Source organism: Chryseobacterium sp. IHB B 17019 (genome assembly GCF_001456155.1).
GTDB lineage: Bacteria > Bacteroidota > Bacteroidia > Flavobacteriales > Weeksellaceae > Chryseobacterium.
Genome location: NZ_CP013293.1, coordinates 3,567,978 through 3,591,847, shown reverse-complemented (window position 1 = coordinate 3,591,847; position 23,870 = coordinate 3,567,978). Strand labels below are relative to the sequence as shown.

At 36.2% G+C, this 23,870-nt stretch carries 22 protein-coding genes; 10 read left to right on the top strand and 12 right to left on the bottom strand.

Features of this window, described 5'->3' with window-relative positions; all coding sequences use genetic code 11:
- Positions 1–37 precede the first annotated feature (37 nt).
- Genes ATE47_RS16585 through ATE47_RS16575 form a run of 3 tightly spaced genes read left to right on the top strand, consistent with a single transcriptional unit; the run spans position 38 to position 2,978 of the window.
- Entirely contained in the window at positions 38–607 is a 570-nt protein-coding gene (locus ATE47_RS16585; RefSeq protein ID WP_062163003.1) for an RNA polymerase sigma factor, read from the top strand.
- The gene (locus tag ATE47_RS16580) at positions 600–1,979 is read left to right on the top strand and encodes an outer membrane beta-barrel protein (protein WP_062163002.1); all 1,380 of its coding nucleotides are present in this window, start codon (positions 600–602) and stop codon (positions 1,977–1,979) included. The genes ATE47_RS16585 and ATE47_RS16580 overlap by 8 nt, the downstream gene beginning before the upstream one ends.
- Before the next feature lie 30 nt (positions 1,980–2,009).
- Positions 2,010–2,978 carry a T9SS type A sorting domain-containing protein gene (locus ATE47_RS16575; protein ID WP_062163001.1) on the top strand — a complete coding sequence of 323 codons (969 nt, stop codon included), beginning with the start codon at positions 2,010–2,012 and terminating at the stop codon, positions 2,976–2,978.
- Positions 2,979–3,116: 138 nt separating this feature from the next.
- Here ATE47_RS16575 and ATE47_RS16570 read toward each other — a convergent pair whose 3' ends face one another.
- Entirely contained in the window at positions 3,117–5,099 is a 1,983-nt protein-coding gene (locus ATE47_RS16570) for a M4 family metallopeptidase (protein ID WP_062163000.1), read from the bottom strand.
- Positions 5,100–5,395: 296 nt separating this feature from the next.
- On the opposite strand from ATE47_RS16570, the gene ATE47_RS16565 reads away from it, so the two are divergent.
- Complete coding sequence (locus ATE47_RS16565; protein WP_062162999.1) at positions 5,396–6,931, top strand: YifB family Mg chelatase-like AAA ATPase; 1,536 nt, start codon at positions 5,396–5,398, stop codon at positions 6,929–6,931.
- Positions 6,932–6,966: 35 nt separating this feature from the next.
- Here ATE47_RS16565 and ATE47_RS16560 read toward each other — a convergent pair whose 3' ends face one another.
- Entirely contained in the window at positions 6,967–7,815 is an 849-nt protein-coding gene (locus ATE47_RS16560) for a hypothetical protein (RefSeq protein ID WP_062162998.1), read from the bottom strand.
- A gap of 143 nt (positions 7,816–7,958) precedes the next feature.
- Positions 7,959–10,160 (bottom strand): S46 family peptidase, encoded by a 2,202-nt coding sequence (locus ATE47_RS16555; protein WP_062162997.1) that lies wholly within the window; start codon positions 10,158–10,160, stop codon positions 7,959–7,961.
- A gap of 86 nt (positions 10,161–10,246) precedes the next feature.
- On the opposite strand from ATE47_RS16555, the gene ATE47_RS16550 reads away from it, so the two are divergent.
- Positions 10,247–10,714: an META domain-containing protein gene (locus tag ATE47_RS16550; RefSeq protein ID WP_082632630.1), complete on the top strand. Its 468-nt coding sequence runs from the start codon at positions 10,247–10,249 to the stop codon at positions 10,712–10,714.
- Positions 10,715–10,752: 38 nt separating this feature from the next.
- Here ATE47_RS16550 and ATE47_RS16545 read toward each other — a convergent pair whose 3' ends face one another.
- A complete protein-coding gene (locus ATE47_RS16545) occupies positions 10,753–11,679 on the bottom strand; it encodes a DUF3078 domain-containing protein (protein WP_062162996.1) in 927 nt (308 codons plus the stop codon).
- Between the two features lie 225 nt (positions 11,680–11,904).
- Here ATE47_RS16545 and ATE47_RS16540 point away from each other — a divergent pair, with 225 nt between their 5' ends.
- The 4 genes from ATE47_RS16540 to ATE47_RS16525 all read left to right on the top strand — a co-directional run bounded on the left by ATE47_RS16540 (position 11,905) and on the right by ATE47_RS16525 (position 16,071).
- The gene (locus ATE47_RS16540) at positions 11,905–12,675 is read left to right on the top strand and encodes a rhomboid family intramembrane serine protease (RefSeq protein ID WP_062162995.1); all 771 of its coding nucleotides are present in this window, start codon (positions 11,905–11,907) and stop codon (positions 12,673–12,675) included.
- A 108-nt stretch (positions 12,676–12,783) separates the two neighbouring features.
- Positions 12,784–13,893 carry a DNA-processing protein DprA gene (dprA, locus tag ATE47_RS16535; protein WP_062162994.1) on the top strand — a complete coding sequence of 370 codons (1,110 nt, stop codon included), beginning with the start codon at positions 12,784–12,786 and terminating at the stop codon, positions 13,891–13,893.
- Between the two features lie 190 nt (positions 13,894–14,083).
- Positions 14,084–15,442: an NADP-specific glutamate dehydrogenase gene (gene gdhA, locus ATE47_RS16530; RefSeq protein ID WP_062162993.1), complete on the top strand. Its 1,359-nt coding sequence runs from the start codon at positions 14,084–14,086 to the stop codon at positions 15,440–15,442.
- 263 nt (positions 15,443–15,705) lie between these two features.
- Positions 15,706–16,071 (top strand): iron chaperone, encoded by a 366-nt coding sequence (locus ATE47_RS16525; RefSeq protein ID WP_062162992.1) that lies wholly within the window; start codon positions 15,706–15,708, stop codon positions 16,069–16,071.
- Positions 16,072–16,110: 39 nt separating this feature from the next.
- Here ATE47_RS16525 and ATE47_RS16520 read toward each other — a convergent pair whose 3' ends face one another.
- From ATE47_RS16520 to ATE47_RS16505, 4 genes are all read right to left on the bottom strand, one after another.
- Positions 16,111–16,392, bottom strand: a complete 282-nt coding sequence (locus ATE47_RS16520) for a hypothetical protein (RefSeq protein WP_062162991.1) — start codon at positions 16,390–16,392, stop codon at positions 16,111–16,113.
- A 181-nt stretch (positions 16,393–16,573) separates the two neighbouring features.
- Positions 16,574–16,885 carry a hypothetical protein gene (locus ATE47_RS16515; RefSeq protein WP_062162990.1) on the bottom strand — a complete coding sequence of 104 codons (312 nt, stop codon included), beginning with the start codon at positions 16,883–16,885 and terminating at the stop codon, positions 16,574–16,576.
- A gap of 122 nt (positions 16,886–17,007) precedes the next feature.
- On the bottom strand, positions 17,008–17,496 hold the full coding sequence (locus ATE47_RS16510; RefSeq protein ID WP_062162989.1) for a YkgJ family cysteine cluster protein: 489 nt from the start codon (positions 17,494–17,496) through the stop codon (positions 17,008–17,010).
- A gap of 3 nt (positions 17,497–17,499) precedes the next feature.
- Positions 17,500–18,465, bottom strand: a complete 966-nt coding sequence (locus tag ATE47_RS16505) for an ion channel (protein ID WP_062162988.1) — start codon at positions 18,463–18,465, stop codon at positions 17,500–17,502.
- Between the two features lie 188 nt (positions 18,466–18,653).
- On the opposite strand from ATE47_RS16505, the gene ATE47_RS16495 reads away from it, so the two are divergent.
- On the top strand, positions 18,654–19,034 hold the full coding sequence (locus tag ATE47_RS16495) for a group III truncated hemoglobin (RefSeq protein ID WP_062162986.1): 381 nt from the start codon (positions 18,654–18,656) through the stop codon (positions 19,032–19,034).
- 49 nt (positions 19,035–19,083) lie between these two features.
- On the opposite strand, the gene ATE47_RS16490 is transcribed toward ATE47_RS16495, so the two are convergent.
- The 4 genes from ATE47_RS16490 to ATE47_RS16475 all read right to left on the bottom strand — a co-directional run bounded on the left by ATE47_RS16490 (position 19,084) and on the right by ATE47_RS16475 (position 23,862).
- A complete protein-coding gene (locus ATE47_RS16490; RefSeq protein ID WP_062162985.1) occupies positions 19,084–20,154 on the bottom strand; it encodes a calcium:proton antiporter in 1,071 nt (356 codons plus the stop codon).
- A 65-nt stretch (positions 20,155–20,219) separates the two neighbouring features.
- The gene (locus ATE47_RS16485) at positions 20,220–20,558 is read right to left on the bottom strand and encodes a DUF6122 family protein (protein WP_062162984.1); all 339 of its coding nucleotides are present in this window, start codon (positions 20,556–20,558) and stop codon (positions 20,220–20,222) included.
- 20 nt (positions 20,559–20,578) lie between these two features.
- The gene (locus ATE47_RS16480; protein ID WP_062162983.1) at positions 20,579–21,808 is read right to left on the bottom strand and encodes a hypothetical protein; all 1,230 of its coding nucleotides are present in this window, start codon (positions 21,806–21,808) and stop codon (positions 20,579–20,581) included.
- Complete coding sequence (locus tag ATE47_RS16475; RefSeq protein WP_062162982.1) at positions 21,808–23,862, bottom strand: hypothetical protein; 2,055 nt, start codon at positions 23,860–23,862, stop codon at positions 21,808–21,810. The genes ATE47_RS16480 and ATE47_RS16475 overlap by 1 nt, the downstream gene beginning before the upstream one ends.
- Between the last annotated feature and the right edge of the window lie 8 nt (positions 23,863–23,870).

Below are 23,870 nucleotides of genomic sequence, written 5' to 3'. Positions count from 1 at the left end.
AAAATCAATAGTCAATGGATGATGTTGCAATGAATCAATGAAAGAAAATAATGAGCAGATTCTGGTAAACCGCCTTCTGAAAAAGGAGGAAGCCGCTTGGAAGGAGCTTTTTGGAGCTTATTCAGGTAGTCTTACCTATGTCTGTTCGCGATATATTATTGATAAAGAGGATGTTCACGATGTTTTACAAAACAGCTTTGTACAGATGTTCCGCTCTATTGAGTCTTTTGAATATCGGGGAAGTGGTTCTTTGAGAGCCTGGATTACAAAGATAGTAGTGAATGAATCTTTAAAACATATAAAACAAAATCCTGATTTGAAGACTGTTTCAGGAGATTTTGAAATTCCGGATGAGCAAATTGAAGAGGAGGAGCCCGATTTAGAAGAAATTTCACAGCATACAATAATGAAGATGATACGCTCACTTCCGGAAGGGTACAGGACGGTTTTCAACCTCTATGTTTTCGAAAAGAAAAGTCATAAAGAAATTGCAGAAATAATGGGCATCGCAGAGAATTCTTCTGCCTCCCAGTTTCACAGAGGAAAGGCAATGCTTGCCCAGAAAATAAAAGAATATAAAATGTCAAAAGCAGCGCAATATGAATAATGAATGGTTAAATGATCTGCGCAATAAAATGGAAGATCACACAGAAGATGTTCCGGACGGGCTATGGAATGACATCAGCACCGAGTTATTCGGGGAGGATGATGCCAAAAAGGCTGTTGGGTTTAGTGATCTTAAAGCTCAGAAAAATGCTGTCAAAATGAATTACAAAACTCTGCTATATCGTATTGGCGGGGTTGCGGCTGCTATTGCTATGTTTTTTATCGGAGGTAAATTATTAGATTTTAATGGAAAAAAAGAACCGTCAAAACAATCAAAATATTCATCTCATCAATCCAAAACAAACTCAGGAGAAGCGATTTCTCATCAGAAACCATCAATTAAAAAAGAGAATAAAGCTGTTGAGAATTATTTTAACGAAAGAAATGATTTAAGTGAAATTAATTCAAGCATAAGTCATGTTTTTAATAAAAATATTTTTGAAAATCCTTTAAATAATCCCGAAACGAATATCTGGTACAATTCAGTGCTGGAAGTTGAAAAACCAAACCAGGAAGGGAATTTATTTAACCAAAATCAAAATCTGGCTCAAGAAAATACAATTAAAGAGAAAGAAAATAACGGAGAAAAAGAAAATTACGAGCTCCTGACCAAAGAAGAAAGAGAATGGAAAGAAAAATTTGAAGAGGCGGAAAAAGCAAAACTAGCCAAAAACCAACCCAAAAGATGGATGTTAGGCGTAGCTACAGGAAATGCATCCTCAAATTCCAGTGAGCAGTATCCGGGATATGCCACATTGAACGGAACCACACTCAGCCTTCCGGAAATATGGGGAATGGATTATGGAGCAGATCCTTTAATGGCGATTCTTATAGCCAATCAGGATAAAAAAGTGGATGCAAAAATTAAGCATAAAACACCGATCACCTTTGGGGCTTCCGTGTATTATAATTTGGGTAAAAGATGGGGCATAGGAACGGGAATTAATTATACCAGGCTTTCTGCAGATCTTACCACGGGAAGCAGTTCCAATTTTATCAGCAGCGAGCAGAATATTCATTATGTGGGAATTCCTGTTCAGGTTAATTATAATGTGGTTGAGAAAGGCGCATTTACAGGCTATGTAGCAGGAGGAACGGTGATAGAGAAAGCAGTTTCCGGTGATATTAAAACAAAATATACCGTTGATGGCGTAATAAAAGAAGAGACCAAAGAAAATATCAGCGAAAAGCCTATTCAGGTTTCTGTAAACGGAGCCGTGGGGTTACAATTGAAAGTAATCAAAAATATAGGGATTTATGCTGAGCCGGGAGTGAGCTATCATTTTAAGGACAACAGCTCATTAAATACGGTATACAAAGAAAAACCATTGAATTTCAATCTGAAATTCGGGATCAGGTTATTGCTTGATTAATATTAAAACCAACACAATTAAATTGAGTATATGAAATCAAAACTAATTTTTTTAAGCCTTTTGTTTTTAAGTTTTTTAAATATAAAGGCACAGCAGTGTACACCAACGATTACAAGCCCAAGATTGGGAACAATGTTTTCCGGGAGCGTGGTTTTTTGTAATTCTGAAAGCGAAACACTTTCTACAACACAGACGTATGCCAGCTATCAATGGTACAAACAGGAATGGTATTGGCAATCACCAAATCCTAATCCGTGGGTAGCAATTCCGGGTGCAAATTCCCAGACCCTGACAATTAACGGAACAGATGACATGCTGCACAACTTCAAGGTGGAAGTTACTGATGGAGATTGTACCGCAGAAAGCCCGTCGATCCTTGCGGATGGATATGCTTACGGACTTCCTTTCATGATGGTGGATCTTCAGCCCGGAACTTATGAAGAAGTAGGGCCTGGGGTATATAATGTTTGTCAGGGAGCGAGTGTACAGCTTAATAACGGATTCCCAGGTGTTTATGGGCATCATACTTGGTTCAAATGCCTTCCAAGCAGTAATCCGCCATCGCCTACCGATCCTTGTATCATTGCAGGGGCAACAGGGGATTCTTATGTAGCTACAGAATCAGGATTTTACGGGTTTTATGCTTGTACGGAATATTGTCCTGACCAATGTGAAATGTTAAGTGACGCGGCATATATGCAATTAAACTTCGGAAACTGGAGCTTCTGTAACCTATCAACAGGGGAAACAAAACCTAAGGAAAACAGCTTAAGTATCTATCCGAATCCGACTTCACAATTCCTATACATTGGGAAAGTATCAGAGAAAAAATACACGGAAATCTCTATTATCGATATGTCCGGAAAGCTTGTACAGCAGAAAAAAGATCATATCTATTCTGAACCTATTAATGTAAGCAGCCTTGTTCCGGGAACGTATATGGTTGTTTCTAAAAGTGCAGATGGGAAGATTTATAAAAACAAATTCATCAAGAAATAAGATATAAAGTCCGACAGTGGATTTTAGTTTTTTCAATAATTCTCTCTGGCGCAAGGCTTTTTTGCTTTGCGCTTTTTATTTTAATAAATGGAAAAAGCCCGCTAAATCAGCGAGCTTTGTTATTTCTAAATTGTAAGATTATTTTATAATAATTTTTTTGGAAACCGTATTTCCTTCTGAAATTAATTTTAATAAATAAACTCCCGACTGTATTCCGGCTACAGAAACTTTATTGGTTCCCGAGTTCAGCTTCTGGGAAGGAATCAACAGCTTCCCTGAAAGATCATACAGCTCATATTTTGTATCTCTGTTTTCTTTGGTTTCGATAGTAAAAGATCCCTGAGTTACAGGATTAGGATAAATTTTAATATTATTTTCTAAAGGTTTTACCTCTGTAGTAGCCAAAACTCCGTTGCCAATTCCTACGGCATACCAAGCTTTTGCAACCTGCAAGCCTTCATTGCTTGTAATTCCGTACAGGTCAATGGCTGCTTTTTTGGTTGCATTATAAAAATCCATATAGCCGCTATTTGGGGTGAGATAATTCATTAAGGCCCTGAAAACAATTTTTTCAGCCTTTTGAATAGTGATTCCCGACACCGCAAAAGTATTCCCGATATCATTGGTTCCCGAACCTCCTACAGATAAGAGATAAAACCAGTAATTTCCGACACCGCTGTTTGTATGAACACCGCCGTGGTCGTTACTTTCACTAGGTGTCACATTAGTATTTTGCCAGTAAGTTCCAAGATAAGTATCAGGTTGGGCAGAGCCTGCAATTGACTGTGCTACATTAGGATTGGCCATGTTTCTAAAATATGTTCCCGGATAGGCTGATACAGGAATTGGTATTCCCTCTCCGATAGTCCAGTTGGGAGTAATTCCTGAGTAAAACTCTATTGCTGTTCCCATCATATCTGCGATAGATTCATCCAGCGCGCCGGATTCTTTTTGATAATTTAAGCCTCCGTGGCCGTTTCTTCCGCTAATTAAATGGGTATATTCATGTCCCGTAACATCCAGGTTTACCAACGGATTAAAAACCTGAGCATTCAAATACTTCCCACTACCGAAAATCATAAAAACCTGACCATTGTTATCCACCGCAGCAGCATTTGTCCCGTCCCCGGAATCACTGAAATTATAATAATTTTTTATTACCGAACCAAGACCATCATAGCTGTTTCTGCTATGTCTCGTTAAATAATAATCATACGTTTTCTCCATTCCCCAATGTACTTCTACCGCAGCCTTTGTGGCATCAGAAGTGAAGTTGGGTGTATTGCTTGTATATTCTGCATTCGTAATGCCTTGTAATGTTCCGGTTACGGGATTGATCGTAGTATTGGTTCCGTTGTAAGTGTAGATTTTTCTTGCATTATCTTTTAATCGATAGCTTCCGTTGTAAGAATCCACAGTAATCTGCTGATTACCTTTATTCAGCGTTGCACTTGTGGATGGAGTGTCTGTATGACGTATTTTTGAAAGTTTATTAATGATTTTACGAGAAGAATTATCAATATAATAAGTAAAAGACTGCAAAGGACTTGCTGCGAAAACATCAATTTTTGATACATAAAAGCTTTGAATTCCTCTGCCTGTGTCAATTGTAGCAATCGCCTGTTCAAAATTAGAAAAAGAAAGCTCAATATTTTTCTTAAGATCTGCTTTTACGATAGTTTCAGTTTCAGATTGAGATAAAGAATTTCCTGTTGATAGGTCTATTTTGGATGTTACTTCACCATTTACGTAAGTTAAAAACCCATTTTTTTCGTGCAGGGATACTATTTCATCGGCTACTTTTACATTTTTATAATAATGTTGTAGAGTAATATGCTTAAATCCTAAATCATCACTTTCTTCATTAATAATTTTAAATGTGTGGTCACTGTTAGCATCCATCCATTCATTTAAACGATTAATCAGCTGTTTTGAAGTAACATTTTTCCCATCCATATCATACTGGAAACTTCCCGTTGAAGGATTGGTTTTAAATGAAGGTAAACTGTTGTTGGATGTTTGCTCGGAAGGATTCCGTTCCTGTGCTATTAAAAGATTAGATTGAAAATAAAAGCTTACAGCACCTGTAAGTAATAAACTTAAAGTAATTTTTCTTGTCATCTTGTGTTTTTTTAATTATAATATTTACCGTTTCAATATTCCGAATGTAAATTTTCACAAAATTATCAAGAATAATGCCATAAATTAAAACAGTTAAAAAAAGCATAAGATGCCCTGTAATTTTAAGGCAAAAATTAATAAAAAACTGTATAACCAATGACTGACTTACATTTTTAAATACTTATCATATAACATAAAAATATTTTATTTTAAATTAATCAAAGTGCGAAAATTATTTTTTCTGCTGAAAAATTGGAGTTAGAAAAATAAATTAAATTTACAGCAAAACACGATAAATGCTGATTAAAATTTTTGGAAGTGCCATTCACGGTGTTGCGGCACAGACAATTACGATAGAAGTCAATATAGATACAGGCGGGGTAGGATATCATTTGGTTGGGCTTCCCGACAATGCGATTAAAGAAAGCAGCTATAGAATTTCCGCGGCCTTGAAAAATGTAGGCTATAAAATTCCCGGAAAGAAAATCACGATCAATATGGCTCCTGCAGACCTCAGAAAAGAAGGGGCTGCCTATGACCTGTGTATTGCTATCGGAATCCTTGCTGCTTCTGATCAGATTCTTGCAGAAAATGTACATGAATACATTATCATGGGTGAGCTTTCCCTGGATGGAACTTTACAGCCGATCAGGGGAGTTCTGCCAATTGCAATTCAGGCCAGGGAAGAAGGCTTCAAAGGAATTATTCTTCCAAAACAAAACACACGGGAAGCAGCAATTGTCAATAATCTCGATGTGTATGGTGTAGAAAATATTAAGGAAGTTATTGATTTTTTTAATGAGGGAAAGCCACTTAAAAAAGTTGAAATTGACACCCGAAAAGAGTTTCAGGAAAAAATCAACGATTTTCCGTTCGATTTTTCGGAGGTTAAAGGACAGGAGACTGCAAAAAGAGCAATGGAAGTTGCAGCAGCCGGCGGTCACAATATTATTTTGATAGGCCCTCCCGGAAGTGGCAAAACCATGCTTGCCAAAAGGGTTCCCAGTATTTTGCCTCCATTAAGTTTAAAGGAAGCTTTGGAAACAACAAAAATCCACTCTGTTGCAGGAAAGATGGGAAGAGTGACTTCATTGATGACCGTTCGGCCGTTCAGGGCTCCCCATCACACAATTTCGGATGTAGCACTTGTCGGAGGTGGAAGTTATCCGCAGCCCGGCGAAATTTCTCTGGCTCATAACGGTGTTTTATTTTTGGATGAAATGCCGGAATTCAAAAGGACGGTTTTGGAGGTTATGCGACAGCCATTGGAAGACCGGGAGGTGACCATTTCGAGGGCGAGATTTACCGTTAATTATCCTGCGAGCTTTATGTTGGTTGCCTCCATGAATCCCAGCCCAAGCGGATTTTTCCCGGACGACCCGAATAATACTTCCAGCACTTACGAGATGCAACGGTATATGAATAAGCTTTCGGGGCCGCTTTTGGACCGGATTGATATTCATATTGAAGTCCAGAAAGTTGAATTTGAACAATTGGCAGAAAAGAGAAAAGGAGAAAAAAGCGAAGAAATCAGAAAGCGCGTTCTTACGGCTCGGGATATTCAAAGGGAAAGATATAAGGATTTAAAAATCAGTTATAATGCTCAGATTGGGCCGAAAGAAATCGAAAAGTTTTGTGAATTGGATGAAGCTTCGTTCAACCTCATCAAACTAGCCATGGAAAAGCTGAATCTTTCTGCCCGGGCCTACGACAGGATTCTGAAAGTAGCCAGAACTATTGCCGATCTTGAGGAGTCTGAAAATATTTTGTCACAGCATGTTTCGGAAGCGATACAATATAGAAGTCTGGATAGGGAATTTTGGAATGTTTAAAACAAATAAAAGACTGTCTTATGACAGTCTTGCTTTTATCGTCCTCCCTCAAAACTAAAAGATAAGGGTATTTTACTGTAAAAATCTTCATCTTGTTGCTTTGCAATTTTTTTATCAGTAAATAATTTTTTTGCAATTTGCAAGGCATTCATATCCACAAAGAATGAACCGGAAGATTCTGCAATTTCCAAAGGTTCATAAATTCCTTCTTTTGTAATTCTGAATAGAATCTTGGTTTTAATAATATTTGTGTCGTAAAAAATATATTCCTCAATCTGGTATTGTCTTTCAATTTCATTTCGAAATATTGTGGAAAAGCATTTTTTCGGATCAACATCAGTTTCGCATTTAATTAGGACGGGAAGATTAAAGTTAGTGGTATACAACGCCAGCTTCTCAAATTTTGATTTATTTCTTTTTTTATTCTGGTAAAACTCTTTGTATTTATCATCAACAATCTTTAAATTTTCATCATAAAAACGTTCTCTCAGCGCCTTATCATCTTTACTGAGCTTTTCTATATATTGATAAATCTTTGAGTAATCTTCGTATTTTTTATACAATAAAGCGTCTTGATTATCCAATTTTAACGCTACGGAATCTTGATGAGTAAGCCTTGGGCCGGCAATTTGAACCGGATGATCATCTTTCAGATTTTGTTCTTTCCTGAATTGTTGAGCTTCCTTATGAGCCTTTTCTGATAAATATTTCTGAACCTTATTTTCTGAATCCAATATTTCTAAAATTTCCTGGGAAATTTTTTCCTGTTCAGCAATCTGGGCTTTAAGATCTTTGTTTTTTATTTGTGATGGAATAATTGAGTTATTTTGTGAATAGGCTTTTAAACAAAATAATATCAATATATAAGTAGATAACCGCTTCATAAGTTATAGTTTAGATTCTTTTTACAATTCAGCAAATATATTCTTTTTTGTTGAAGGTTATATTCGTTTTGTTATATTGATAATTACAAATAAAAACCCGCGAAAGTTTTCTTTCGCGGGTTTTAAAAATATATCAAATAAGATTATTTTTTCTTTCCTTTTGCCGTTGTTGACTTAGGCATTTTTGTTTTTGTATCAGCAGGAGTATTTTCATCTCTTACCAATTGCAATTCGTCGATCAATCTTCTTGCACCAGCATATTTGTCAATAGTCCAAAGAACGAAACGAACGTCTACGTTGATAGTTTTCTGCCATTCCGGCTCAAAAACGATATCACCACTCAATGCTTCGCTGTTTCCGTCGAATGCGATACCAATAAGGTTTCCGTCTCCGTCAATTACCGGCGAACCAGAGTTTCCTCCTGTAATATCATTATTGGAAAGGAAGTTTACAGGCATATATCCTTTTGCATCTGCATACTGACCGAAATCTTTCAGATTGTAAAGGTCAATCACTCTTTGCGGAAGGTCGAATTCTTCGTCACCTTTTTTGTATTTTCCAACGAGTCCGGTCATATCCGTATAATAGTTGTCAGTAACACCGAAGTAGTTTCTGTCTGTTCTGATCGGCAATTTGTCTACCGTTCCATATGTTAATCTCATGGTAGAGTTTGCATCCGGATAGAATTTTTTATCAGGCATTGACTTCATTAATCCTGCTAGGAATAATCTGTTGTTTTTAGCAAAATTATCATCAATTTTTACAAATCTTTCAGCAGATGCTTTTTGATCAGCCATGATTGCGTTGGCAATTTTCCAAAGCGGATCTGCATCCAATTTTAATTTGTCTGGGTTCAACATAAAGTTGGTCGCAGAAACTTTATTAGCAAAGATTGAAGAATAGGCAACATTAGAAAGGTTATTGGCATCCAATCCCATAATGGTAGGGGAAGCAACATCTGGTTTTACTCTTGTTTTATAAAGATTAACCAGAGAATTCATCATTTCACCTTCAAGCTTTGTATTGATGTTTTCATAAGCAGATTTAAGAGCCGCTTCTACTTTTGGCTTCATGGCCAATCTTCCCTGCATATCCTGATCAGCGTAAGATTTAAGTACGCTTCCAACCTGTAATGCAAGTGAGAAATATTTAGCATTTCTTAAAAGCTGAGAAGCATAGTTTCTCTCAACATTTCTGTCTGAAGTTTGTTTGTAATAGATGGAGATATCATCCAAAACAGTTTCATATTCAGCAACATTGGCAGGTTGTACGGCCCACGCTCTGAAAGTTTCTTCTAATTTCTGCTTATCGGTAATCGTTCCGTTTTTGATTACAGCATCAATAGTTCCCTGTCTGTTTTTCCAGTAGTTGGCTACAGAAGCGTACTGAGAAGCATAGTTAAGCTGAGTAGCTTTGTCCTTGTCCATGTACTTCTTCATTACATCCATTGCTAATTTTGAAGATTCTACCCAAGCCGGATAATCTTTGTTTACCATCTGCTGGATTCCGTAAGAAGTCAGGTAACGGTTTGTTCTTCCAGGATACCCTAAAATCATTGAGAAATCACCAGGCTTAATTCCTTTAAGAGAAACCGGTAAGAAATGCTTAGGCTTCAATGGAACGTTCCCTGGAGCATATTCAGCAGGGTTTCCTGCAGCATCAGCGTACACTCTGAAAACCGTGAAGTCTGCAGTGTGTCTTGGCCATTCCCAGTTATCAGTATCACCACCGAATTTTCCTAATGATGAAGGTGGAGCACCTACTAATCTGATATCTTTATAGTCTTGATAAACAAAATAATAGAATTCGTTTCCGTTGAAGAAATCTCTTACAACTACTGTGTATTTTCCGTTTTCAGAGTTTTCAGTCTGGATCGCTTTTGTTTCAGCATCGATCACAGCTTTTCTCTCTGCAGCGGTCATTTTGTTATTTAATTTTGAATTGATTCTTTGCGTAGCATCATCCATTCTCACCAAAAATCTTACATAAAGATCTTTCGCATTGAATTCATCTTTTTGCTTCATTGCCCAGAAACCATTCTTCAAATAGTCTTTTTCAGGAGTAGAAGCTGCAGCTACCGCCCCATAACCACAGTGGTGGTTTGTAAAAATAAGTCCTTGGTTAGAAACAATCTCACCTGTACAAAAGCCACCGAAACTTACGATAGCATCCTTTAAGCTTGAGTTGTTTACTGAATAAATTTCTTCAGGTGTAAGATGCAATCCTTCTTTTTGCATATCTACACCATTAAGTCTTTTGACAAGCATTAACAGCCACATGCCTTCATCCGCTCTCATCTGAGCAAACCCCAACAGGAATGTGAAAAGTAGAAATAGTCTTTTCATTTTATAAAATAATTTTTGTGTCGCTAATTTACTAATTTTTATGCTATTCTGCCCGGGAATGGTATGAAAATGGATTTGAATGTGCTATGAAAAGAATATTACTGTCAGTTTTCGTGATTTTATTCGCAACAATAATGCTGAATTGTGCTTCATCAACAACGCAAAATTCTAAGCCCGAAGCCAGGAATCATCAGATTCAGAGGGAATGGATGATGATTGCTTTTAAAAATTATTCTAAACCCCAACTGGTTGAAAATAAAGCTAAAATTAATTTAACAGAAAATATTGAGAACGGAAAAATCAGGGGTGGGGCTTTTATGGGTTGTAATTCAATGTTTTTCACTTCAGAATTTATATCTGAATCAAAAAACGAAGGAAAAGTAAAAATTTCCGGAATCGGATCAACAATGAAAGCTTGCCAGAATATGAAACTGGAAGACGATTTTTCTGAAAGGTTCAAAAAAATGACGAAATATTCCGTTCAGGGACATTTCCTGACCTTATCTGATGACAATGGTAATCAAATGAAGTTTATTGCCGCGGATTGGGATTGATTTTGACTTAATTGTATCTAAACAGAAGATACTCTATCTTACTTTTTATACCACCACTGGCTATCCTTCCTGTCAGAACGCTTCACTCCATTATTCAAAGTATAGGCAAAACCAACGCCCAGCGTCTGTTTAAGCTGTGTTTTTTGAATCTGGTTGTGGTCATACAGTAAATCCAGCGTTATATTGGATGAAATAAACTTATTAACCTTTAAATTTAAAATCATTCCGTAAGCAAGAACCAGCCTTTCAGGATGGTCCAGATAATTGGAGAAAACGGATGCTGTGTTGGTAAGATTAATATTTTCCATTAATTTAACCTTATAAAAAGCCGTTCCCAGAAAACCGAACTGCAATAATGAAGAGTCTCCGCCAGCTTTTAAACCATAAGTTCCTGCTGTCTGAAGGTCTTTATCCAAAACAAAAGTCCATCTGGCATTGGTAGGGCGTAAGGTGACATTCACATTATCATTCGGTCTGTACGTGATACCCATCCCCACATTTACATAACCCGGAGCCATAAAATTTGATATCTTCTTCGCTTCAGGATTGTTTCCATCTTCATACCCTGTTGAAAACTGCGACTGGAAACCGGCCCCAACCGACATATACCAGCTTTTTGACACTTTTCTTCCGTAGTTTGTGGAAACATTAATGACATCCTGGGTTTTTCTTACTCCGATGCCTTGTGTATTGTTTTGTCCGTAATTTAAAGTGATGATATTTTCCCAAAGATCCTTGTCTTTTTCGTAGGTAATATTATAGTCTACACCTGCGAGCCAGCCGACGTTATTGGCACCACCGCCCACCCAGTTTGAGAAAGCAGCCTGATTAATCATTAATGAATTCTTTCCTAAAACCGACCAGTGTTTTACCGTGTCTGCAACTGCGGAATCTTTTTTAATTTCTTCCTGAGCACTTACAAAAATCCCCAAAGAAAGGGTAAGGATTGATAAAAACTTCTTCATTATCCAAAATTTTCATTTACAAAGTTCTTACAAAAGTATTAAATATAATTTTTGAAAGCCAGCATTCACAGACGATCACTTCAAAATTGAATGACAAATATTGATGTTTCCAAATAAAGCTGATGAAAATCATTACCTTTTGTCTGAAATAATCTTGAAACTCAACAATTCATCGCCAAATTTTCCGAAATTTATCCTTGGCTTTTCATTTGACGTAAATCCTTCATGCTAAAAAATAATGTAATTTCCAAAAAAGCGCTTATATACCCTTTGCTGATGCTCGCAGCAATGTGGGTTGGTTATTTCCTCCAGCTAAACGGCTTTTTTGAAAGTTGCTTTGGAGCGATTATTCCATTGTTGCCAGAAGGCTTACTTGGGATCATTACCTCTCCACTTTTGCATGGAAATATAGATCATATCGTTGGAAATTCTATCCCAATCGCCGTCTTGATGTTTTTACTGTACCAGTTTTATCCTTTGGTGGCCAATAAAGTATTTATCATCGGATGGCTTGCGACGGGCTTTTTAGTCTGGCTTCTTCCACCTATTGACATCATGACCGGTGATTATCTTTATACCTGTACAATTGGGGCTAGCGGAGTGGTATATGTCCTTGCTTTTTTCCTTTTCTTTAGTGGAATTTTTAAATGGAATACGAAGCTTCTTACTATCTCTTTACTTGTTGTTTTGTATTATGGAAGTTTGATTTGGGGAATGCTGCCTGAAGAACTGCTTTACAACCTTCAGGAGCCAAGCAAAATCTCCTGGCAGGCGCATCTTGCGGGTGCGGTTGTAGGAATTATTCTGGCATTTGCATTTAAGAAATTCGGTGAAAAAAAGAAAAAATTCATCTGGGAATTTCCTAATTATTACAGTGAAAAAGATGATAAACTATGGCAGGAATACAAAGAAAATCATCCAGACCATTTTTTAGAACTTCCATACAAGAAAAAGGACGATATCTGGGAACGCCTGGATGAGCTGAGAGGAAAATAAGAATAAATTAAACAATTAAAACATTCAGTTCAGAATGAATTAAGAAAAATAATCCGCCGAACTTTGTGTTGAAAATCTAATATTCTTACATTTGCCAAAACAGCACAAATGTATTCCGAAGAACATCTTTACTCCATCGCTCTGCGCGAATGCAACCTAATCGGCGATATCAACTTTCATAAACTTGTCCGGATATTCGGGAGTGCAAAAAGCGTTTGGGAAAACGCGCCCAAAGAATATAAAAAGCTGGATGGCATCGGAAAGAAAATGGTTTCCGATATGGGAAACCCCGAACATCTGAAATTTGCAGAAAAAGAACTTATATTTTGCGAAAAGAATAATATTAAAATCAACTTAAGGCATTTCCATGAGTTACCGCAATTCTTGAATGAGTGTGATGATGCTCCGGCAATCCTTTACCAGAAAGGAAATTTTGATGATTCTATGCAGAAACTAAGTATTGTCGGAACCCGGAATATGACTTCTTACGGCAAGCAATTTATTCATGATTTTTTCGAGGAGACACAATCCTTCGATTATATTTCGGTGAGTGGGCTGGCTTTGGGAGTAGATAAGGAAGTTCACGAACAATCAATTCATTTTCAGATACCTACGGTTGCCGTTTTGGCTCACGGGCTTCATCTTTTGTACCCTGCAAAAAACAGAAATTTATCAGAGAAAATTTTGGAAGAAGGCGGAGCTTTATTGACGGAATTTAATTCTTCAAGGAAGCCGGATCGTGAGAATTTTATTCAAAGGAATAGAATTGTGGCAGGAATTTCTCCTTCAATCATTGTGGTGGAAACCGCATTTGGGGGTGGATCGATAAGCACTACAACATTTGCCAACGGCTATAACCGCGAAGTTTTTGCCCTTCCGGGAAAAATTACCGATAAACAAAGCCAAGGTTGCAATCACCTTATTTTTCAGCATAAAGCAACGGCAATTTCTACGATCAAAAATTTGATAGATTATCTTGGATTTAATAAACCAAAGCAGAAAATTGAAGAATTATTTCCGGCTGATGAGGTTACTATTCAAATGACTGAAAATCAAGAATTAATATTCAGATTAATTTTTAATAATCCACAAATTTCTTTGGACAGTCTTGTAGAGAAATCTGACCTTTCTTCACACAAAATTTTACCTGTAATTTTGGAATTAGAGCTTTTGGGGAAACTAAAATCATTTTCCGGGAGGCAATTTATAGCAATTTAAGAATTAACGATTTCTTAATATTGCATTGTTTTACAGCTAACATTTAATTATTAACAAAATAAAGGCTTAAATTATTAATTTAATAATATTAACTCATTATATTATTAAATTTTAAACAATCATTGTTTAAGGTGTTGTGAATTTTGAAAAAAAAATTAAATTTGTTGGCAATAATATTCAACCCTAATATATGGAACAATATAATATTGACCAGAAAATCCAAGAGTTTATAGCAAAAATTGAGGCGAAAAACCCTAATGAGCCAGAATTTTTACAAGCCGTAAAAGAAGTTGCTGTTACAGTAATTCCGTTTATCATGACGAAAAAGGAATACACGGGAATGAAGCTTCTTGAAAGAATGGCTGAGGCTGAAAGAATCATCATTTTCAGAGTTCCATGGGTTGATGATAAAGGAGAAATCCAGGTAAACAGAGGTTTCAGAATCCAGATGAACTCTGCGATCGGACCATACAAAGGAGGAATCCGTTTCCATCCTACTGTAAACCTTTCGGTTCTTAAATTCTTAGCTTTCGAGCAGGTATTCAAAAATTCTCTTACGACGCTTCCGATGGGAGGTGGTAAAGGAGGTTCAGACTTCGATCCGCAAGGAAAATCTGATATGGAAGTAATGCGTTTTTGCCAGGCTTTCATGACGGAATTGTGCAAGCACGTAGGTCCTGAAACAGACGTTCCTGCCGGAGATATTGGTGTTGGTGCAAGAGAAATAGGATATTTATTTGGTCAATACAAGAAAATAAGAAATGAATTCACAGGGGTTCTTACAGGAAAAGGCCTTGCTTACGGTGGTTCATTGATCCGTCCTGAAGCTACAGGATACGGTGTTGTTTATTTCGCAGAGCAAATGCTTAAAACAATCGGAGAAACATTCAAGGATAAAACAGTAACGGTTTCAGGTTTCGGAAACGTAGCTTGGGGAGTTATCAAAAAAGTATCTGAGCTGGGTGGAAAAGTAGTAACTATTTCAGGACCAGATGGATATGTTTATGACAAAGACGGAATCGAGGGAGAAAAAATAGATTATTTATTAGAATTAAGATCTTCTGGAAACAACAGAGCTGAAGATTATGCTAAAAAATATCCTTCTGCTCAATTCTTTGCAGGAAAACGTCCTTGGGAAGTGAAGTGTGATGTTGCCATCCCTTCTGCAACTCAAAATGAGCTGGATCTTGAAGATGCTAAAATATTGGTTGGAAATGGTTGCCTTTGCGTGACTGAAGCTGCAAATATGCCTTCAACGCTTGATGCCATCAATTATTTCTTAGACAATAAAGTATTATTCTCTCCGGGGAAAGCTTCTAATGCGGGTGGTGTTGCCACATCAGGATTGGAAATGACTCAAAACTCAATCCGTCTAAACTGGACTTCTGAAGAGGTAGACGCAAGATTGAAAGAGATCATGATCGGAATTCATAAGGCGTGTAGAGACTACGGAAAAGAGGAAGACGGCTATGTAAACTATGTAAAAGGTGCAAATATTGCCGGTTTCGTAAAAGTTGCTGAAGCAATGCTAGCGCAAGGAGTAGTATAAAAAACAAAGGTTGGGAGAATTCCCGACCTTTTTTGATATAACCTGTTCCCGGGATTATAAATGGGAAAAAAGTAAAAAGTGAAAGGAGAAAGCGTTGATATATTCAACGCTTTTTTTTATTTGGTTTCTTTTTAATCTCTAAATTAAATGAGATGCTTAAATTATGGTCAGTAAAATAAACTTCTATAAAACAGTTAGTAGAGTCATTATGCTGAGCGTAGTCGAAGCATCTTTATGTTACAATAATTTATTAAATTTAATATATGAAAAACAGCTTTAAAAATATTGATGAATACATGCTCCTGTTCCCGGAAATTCAGGAAAAATTAGAAGAATTGAGAAAAATAATTCACGCTCAAAATCCTGAGATTGAAGAGTATATTGGATATCAAATGCCGGCTTTTAGGTATAAAAATAAGCCTTTGGTTTATTTTGCAGGTTATAAAAAACACATCGGGTTTTATCCCGGTCCGGAAGGTATTAAAAATTTTGAAAAAGATTTTATCCAAAGAAAGTATAAGTTTTCGAAAGGAGCAGTACAATTTCCTGTGAATGAGGAGCTTCCGTTGGATTTAATTAAACAGCTTGTGAAGTTCAGACTGGATGATATTGATCAAAAAAAATCCTGAAATAATATATTCCAGGACTTTCTTTCTACTTATTACGACTTATTTATTTTTCTTTTTTGTTTTTCTGTCACTTTGTACAGCATCTTTGTTATTCAGGTTGGTTGTATCGCTTTTTGCTTTATCCCAACTGTTGTTGTTGTTAGTGTTATTCATACTGTTAGTATTATTCGTACTATTGCCGTTATTCAAAGTACTGTTGTCATTCCTCATGTCCCGATTCGTGGTATCGGTTTTCGTGGTGTCTCTTTTCTGTGGTGTTGTCTGTGCCGAAACAGCTACCGTTCCTACTAGTAATGCTGTTGCCAAAATTAACTTTTTCATAATATTAATAATTTTTAAAATGGTATTATGGTAAGTACAATTTTCATACTAAAACATCATGTAACTTATTGTTTTAACGGGTTTTATAATTTTTTAAGATAATTTAAATTATAAGCATTATAAAATAAAAATCCTGAAACATAATGTCTCAGGATCTCATTTCTACTTTGCTTAAAAAACTTTACTTAGATCTTTTCTTTTTAGACTTTTTTTCTTCTTTAGTTGCTTCCACTGGCTTTGTTGCTTCCAGGCTTGTATCCGCGCTCACACTTGCTTCGGTTGCTGGTGCTGCTGCCGTTGCATCCACAGTAGCTGTTGCTGCCGTTGTACTCTGATCTTGGGCTGTGCCTAAAGTTGCCTGTGTATTCTGTTGTGTTTGAGTAGTCGTTTGGTTATTAGGGGTTTGTGACGGGTTCTGTGGAGTTCCTGTCTGTGCCGATAATGCGATTACGCCGACTAATGTAAACGCTGCTGTTAAAACTAACTTTTTCATAATACTAATATTTTAAATGGTTGTTTAATATTTGTAAAACGAAGCATTTTAATTTAATAGTATATCGAAGAAGCGTATTTAACGATACTTTATCGTTTTTTAAGATGTTTTTGGATTATACTTTATTTTGCTAAATTTTTCATAATTTTTTCCACAAATTCGAATGCTGCAGGGCAAATGAGCGAATTTTTCATCATCAGATCATTGATCTGGTAAATCTTCTTCCGATCTGTGTGAGGGTACTCTCTGCAGGCTTTCGGGCGTACTTCGTAGATGGAACAGGTGTTATCATCATTCAGGAAAAAGCAGGGAAGATTTTGAAGCACTTTATCATTATCTTCATCCACTCGCAGGAATTTGGCTTCAAAATCTGCCGGTTTCATACGAAGGTGCTTAGCAATTCGCTCAATATCTTTTTCAGTGTACAAAGGGCCGGTTGTTTTGCAGCAATTGGCACATTGAAGGCAATCTACTTTACTGAAAACCTCGTCATGCCCTTCCTGAACAATATAATCAAGGTTTCTGGGCGGCTTCTTTTTTAGTCCGTCCAAAAATTTCTTGTGCTCCTTTTGTTTTTGTAAAGCCTGTTTTTTGTAACCTTCTAAATCCATTTATTATTGCTCCTCCAAAACAGGAAGATCTGCTTGTTGATAATGATTAATTCTGTCCAAATCCAAAATTGTAGACAGATTTTCTTTGTCGGGATAATACATCGGGATAAATTTAGCTCCGTAAATAATCTCTTTGGAGACATACGAAGACCTCTGAACTACCGTATTCGAAAACACCTCATCAAAAGCACGTACATGCACAATGATTTCAATATCCGTATTTTTAAAATCCTCTTCCGAGAAACCAAAAAACGGTGACTCTTCATCTATTTTATGAACAACCGTCCAATTGAGCGCCAATGTATTAATTTTACTTAGCTGAGTTTTTAAAGTATAAAAATTACTTTTCGGAACACTGTTTTCAATTACTTCAATCGCTGTTGAAACGATCACATCTGCATCTGTAAGAGAATTGTTTTTGTAAGGAGCCAGCCTGAACATTAAAGCTGAACCTTCCTTAAAGGGAGCAATCACCGCAATATCAGAAAACTTCAAATAGGCTCTCGGCCTGGAAAATCTTCCGTAAAAAAGTCCCGTTGCAATGGCAAAGGTAAGCAATCCCAGAAAGGCTTCAAAAGTGGCCACAAGGCTTGCCGTAAAACCTACCGGCGCAATTCTTCCGTATCCAACTGTTGTAAAAGTCTGTGAACTGAAGAAAAAGACATCAATAAACTCATTCATCGGGTTGCTTTTGTCGATGCCCGTTAAATGTTCAACCCCGATTAAAAAATAAATTAAAGCAAACAAGATATTCACAATAATATAAGCTATCACCAGATATGAAAGAAACTGGAATGTAGACAAATCCAGCATGGTGTGATACCAGCTAAAGCGGTTGAGAATCCCAACCCCTTTTTTATGCACGTTCGGAAGGCCGTCTTTATTAATAAACCTTCCCGAAGCATTGTCCCCGAAACCACTGTTTTCAGTATTTTTCTGCCGAATTTTCTGTCTGAATCCTCTTGCCATTTTTTATTTTAATTCTAATTGTTGATTAGCAAATAAGTAATTAATCTCTATCGTTTTTGCTGCATTTAGTTCATTCTTGCATTTACTCATTTGCTTAAATCCAACATGCAAAGATAAAATATTGTTTTCATGAAATTTATCAACTTGATGATTGAATTTCTCAATTGATTTTGCACTAACTTTGAAGTATGAAAAAGTTGGAATCAAGACAGGATATTGAGCATCTTGTGAATTCATTTTACAGCAAAGTTGTTAAGGATGAGGTAATTGGGTTCTTCTTTAATGATATTGCGAAAGTTGATTGGGACAAACATCTTCCGAAAATGTATTCGTTTTGGGAATCCATTCTTTTTGGGCAGATGAGCTATAAAGGAAATCCGATGGCCGTTCATTTTCCAATCAATGAAATTCAGGCGATGGAACAGAAACATTTTGACCGCTGGCTGGAACTTTGGAAAACATCAATCGAAGAAAATTTTGTAGGTGAAAATGCAGATATGGCTATTTATAAATCTGAGAATATTGCAAGACTGATGGCTTATAAAATGGATTTGGCGAGGAGGCTTTAATGATTTTTAAATTTTAATTATGGATTTTAGATTTTTTAAAATTCATTATTTAAGGGACAATTACGGTAAAAATATAAGCAGCAAGATTGACTAATAAAACTGTACCGTAAAGGATATTGGTTTTCCCCCGGCTCAGGGAAAGCATGACGATAAACACCGATAAAGAAAGGAGAATAATATCTTTTTTGTCAAGGCCTAAAACCAAAGGGATATCATACATAATACACACCGCAGAAACCGCAGGAATCGTTAATCCGATACTGGCTAACGCCGAACCCAATGCAAGATTCAAACTGGATTGGATCTGATTGCTGCGTGCCGCCCTGATCGCTGCTAGACCTTCCGGAAGAAGAACTACCGCCGCAATAATCACCCCAACCAGGGATTTTGGAGCTCCTAAGCTTCTTACCATACCTTCAATCGTCGCAGAAAGACCTTTAGCCATCATGACCACAATCGCAAGGCAGATGACAAGGATTACAAAGCTTATTGCGGTTTTAGGAAATGAAGGAATATAATGTTCGTGGGAATGATCTTCCGGTACAATGAAATAGTTTCTGTGCCTCACCGTCTGAACCATTAAAAATACTCCGTAAATAACGAGACAGGCAATAGAAACAAATGTCAATTGTGCTTTATTGTAAAATGGTCCGTTGATACTTGACGTGAAATTCGGGAGAACTAAGGTTAAAACCAAAATGGAAACGATACAGATGAGATAAGTGGTGGCCGAAGTACGCGCAAAAAATTGTTCATAATATTTCACTCCACCTACCAAAATACAAATCCCGAGAATCCCGTTGAGAATAAGCATTACTGCTGCAAAAACCGTGTCTCTGGCCAGCGTGATCGCCTGATCTCCGCCGGCAACCATCAGTGAGATGATCAAAGCAACTTCAATGATGGTGATACATAATGCCAGGATAATTGTACCAAAAGGTTCGCCAACTTTATGGGCTACGACTTCCGCATGATGAACTGCTGATAAAACGCTTCCCGTGAGTAAAAGTCCGGCAATTACATCAAACACAACACCTGTTCCCATCAGTCCGGAAAAATAATATCCTACTGCTAAAACAGGAAAAATATAAGTATAATGTAAGAGTTCCTTTAATTTCATAAGTGTCTACAAAATACAAAAAATCTATGGAATTTGAAATATTAAAAGAAAATATTAATAACATTTTAATGATGCCAGAAATAAAAATCCTGGAAATCCGTCAGCATGTGAAACAAAAGCCCGATGCCAATAATTCTAATATTCCCTTTGAAAAAGAGCATCAAAAAATACACCGCAATCGCATAATAAGAATGTAAAAAGTGAAATCCTATGCTTCCCCTGTCCGGATCAAAAATAGGGTGAGCAAATAAATGATCCAGGTCTACGAGCATGGTTGCCAATAGAATAATATACACCTTTTTCCAATTTTCACGGTAAAAAATTAATGCAATAAAAACCGGAAAAATAAAATGTAAGAAATAGTGTGTGACCGTTTTTATTAATATAATGTCAGATTGATCCATCAATAATTAAGCATTTGTGTTTACCACCTTAAAATCAAAGGTAGCTCTTCTTTTTTACCTTTTAATATTATGTAATAATCTTCTCCTTTATTTCCATAGAAAATATAATCTATGCTTGAAACTATTTTCTTTTCAGTTGCCGTTACTGTTTTAAATGAAGATAATAACAGAGGATTATTTCTTACAAAAATATAGTTTTCGTTTAATTTTGAAGATAATTGTACAGGTTTTCTCGTTGATTTTATTTCCATTCCGGTTTTATTTTTTTCAACAAAATTAGGTTGAAACGGAATTGCCGTGAATTGGTTTCCAGCATTAACCCATTTTTTATTTTGAAAATATTGCCAGGTTTTTTCCACGTCCTTGCTTTGAAGAACAATCACATAATTCGGCTGAGTAATGGTTTGGAAGGTCTTTTTTTCAATTTCATTAAAATTATCATCATAGCCGTAAGTGATAATCGTATCCTTTACCTGCTCGAGTTCTGCTGTTGCCTTAAAATGAGTAACTTGGGAAGAATCTGCCAGATTTACATTGAAAAAAGCGGAAAAATATCTGATGTTTTTGGCATCCAGTTCTGCATCAAGAAAAAGCATTTTTTGTTGGAGGTCAGATATGATCGGAGCAAAATTTTCTGTTTTTGGTGTATTTTTTATTTCAATTTCATCTGAATTTAAATCAATCGAAAAATTCCGGATTCGCTGTCCCGAAATGAAGGAAATACTTCCTAAGCTATTATCAATAAACGAGTCTGCATTAAAAACATTTTTCCCCGAAGATATTGAATGACTGATCTTCTCAAAAGCCAGATCAGAAGTGCCAACGATACATTTTTCACCATCAATTTTCAAGAAAAGCTGGTCTTTTTGGAATATATTTTCTCCTTTTCTTACAAATTTCTGCTGTTTCAGATATGCTGAGAATTTCTGTTTGTCTGTGAGCTCAAAAACGCAGTACCACTGTAAAAAGCTAGTATTTTTAATATGGAAAATCTGAAAAAAATCGGGAACTTCCACTCCCGATTCCTGTATAAAATTTGCATTTCCTTTTTTGCCTTTTCCCCGAAACCATTGGGAAGGATGTGTTGCAAAGCTTGCAATATATTGTCTCTTAAGGTTTTTCACGTCTATTAAAATTACGGCATCTGCATTTTCAGGGATATATTTCAACGTTTTATTTTTATGAAACAGTAAAAAATAAATCGTGGCCGCAATTAGAAGAACCGCTAAAACAATAAGCTTCCTTTTCATTATAATATTGGCGTTTTTTTCTCAGATTCCTTGATTTTGTAAATATCATCCACCAAATCAAAGAAATACATTAAACTGTTTTCTGAGGAATTTTTAATATTATAATCAACCTCTGTCTCTATTCTATTTCCTTTTACTTCGGTTTTGAAGTACATTTCCCCAATATTTTTCTTGAATACATCCATTATTTTTCTTTCAGAAGTAGTCTTGAATTCTTTCTCCAGACCAATCAAAAGCCTTTGCATATCCAGTCTTCCGGAGATGGGATATTTAGCCGAATCTTTCATCCATTGTTTAGATTTTTCAGATTGACTTTTAGGGAAAGTATTATCCATTGAAGTAGTTATATAAACAATTCCGTCTCTAACCGTAAAGAATAGCTGATCAAGATAACCTGTCGCTTTCCCTTCTTTAAATTCATAATAATCTCCTTTTTTAGAGAATTTTTTCGCTGTTTTCTTATTTGTTGCTAAAACATCAAAAATACGGTTCCAGTATCTTTCGTTATCAGTTGCGAATGCAAAAGTGAAATTGGGTACCATTACTTCCTTCGTTTTCTTTACTTCTTTTTCATTGTAATCGTCGTCGTAATCGTAATCTGTATATTCCACTGTTTTGGATTTTAATTCATTCAGAACAAAAATCCCGTTCCCCGGTGCTATTTTAGTAATTGCTTCTTCATCCAGAACAATTTTCATGGTTTCCATGATCAGCTCCATTTCTTTTTGATAATCAGACTCACCGGAATTTTCAAGCAAGCTGTACATTAAATCAAAATATTTGCTTCCATTGAGATTTACCATGTAATATCCCATGCTTTTATCATTGATTAATGCCGACAGTTTCTTGTTTTTTCTTCCTTTATAGATTGACGAGAAATTTTTCTGAACGTCAGGATCTTTATGCTGATAATTATTGACAAGTTTTACTTTATCTTTTTCAAAATACAAATTGTATGATGAGTTGGAATTGTACATGGTATTAAAAATCTGTCCGAACTCAAACCTTTTCATCATTCTTCCATAAATCCCTTCATTTACGATTCTTCCGTAGTCAGAATATACGAAAACATCGGCGTTCAGGTCACGGAATGAAATTACATCTTGCGAAACTTCAATCTCCAGACTTGAACTGAAATATTTATCAAAATCACTTTCCGCGAGTTTTTTCACCACCTTGAATCTTTCAATATTCAAAGAGTCAAGTTCTTTTTGATAGGCCAGATCTTCCTCAGTTTCTTCAGCTTCCATGTTCTCATCTTCAGCAGGGGGAGGCAAAACTTCCGTATTTTTATCAGAATAAATTGTATCTGTTGACCCTTTTTTCTCTTTCGGGTATTCGTGGTGTTTTTCGAGGTATTTGATATCTTTCTGAATTCTTGCGATTTCAGTATTGTGTTCTTTAATATCTTCTTTTAAATATTTAATATCATCTTTCAGAATCTGAATTTCTTCCTTATAATCGAAAGGTTTTTCCTGCTCGTCAGCATAAGCGCTGTCTGCCACAACCGCTGCTGTGCTGTCAATAACCGCTACCGCACTGTCCACAGCAACGGTCATGCTGTCTTCTTCCATCCAGTCTTTGTAGGGCTTGCTGTAGCTGATCATTTTTAGAACTGCCCGATTCCCGTTCCAGGCTACAAAAACATCATCATCCAGATTTACATAAGAATAATTGTTTTTTTTGGAAACTTCCAAGCCTTTTTTCTTAGTAGAATTGATGAATTCTTGAAATTTTTCTTTATTATCCAAAATAAAATGTGCCGTGTAGGCTTTCACAGAATCATTAAAAATGGCATAATGATATTGGGTTGCATCGTATTTAATTCCTGTTTTTGAATAATCTGTCCATGAAGGTTTTTCTTTTCCTTCTTTGGCAACTTCCTGCAAAAATGGATTGAACTTTTGCCAGTCGATTTTTTTATTAAGCTGTCTTCCGTTGATTTCCATATAGAAAACGGCATCGGCCGGAATTTTCATTTTTTGTTGCGCAAATGCAAGCACAAAACCGAAAAGTAAACAGATAGTTTGTGCTTTTAATAGGATATATTTCATGGTTTTTA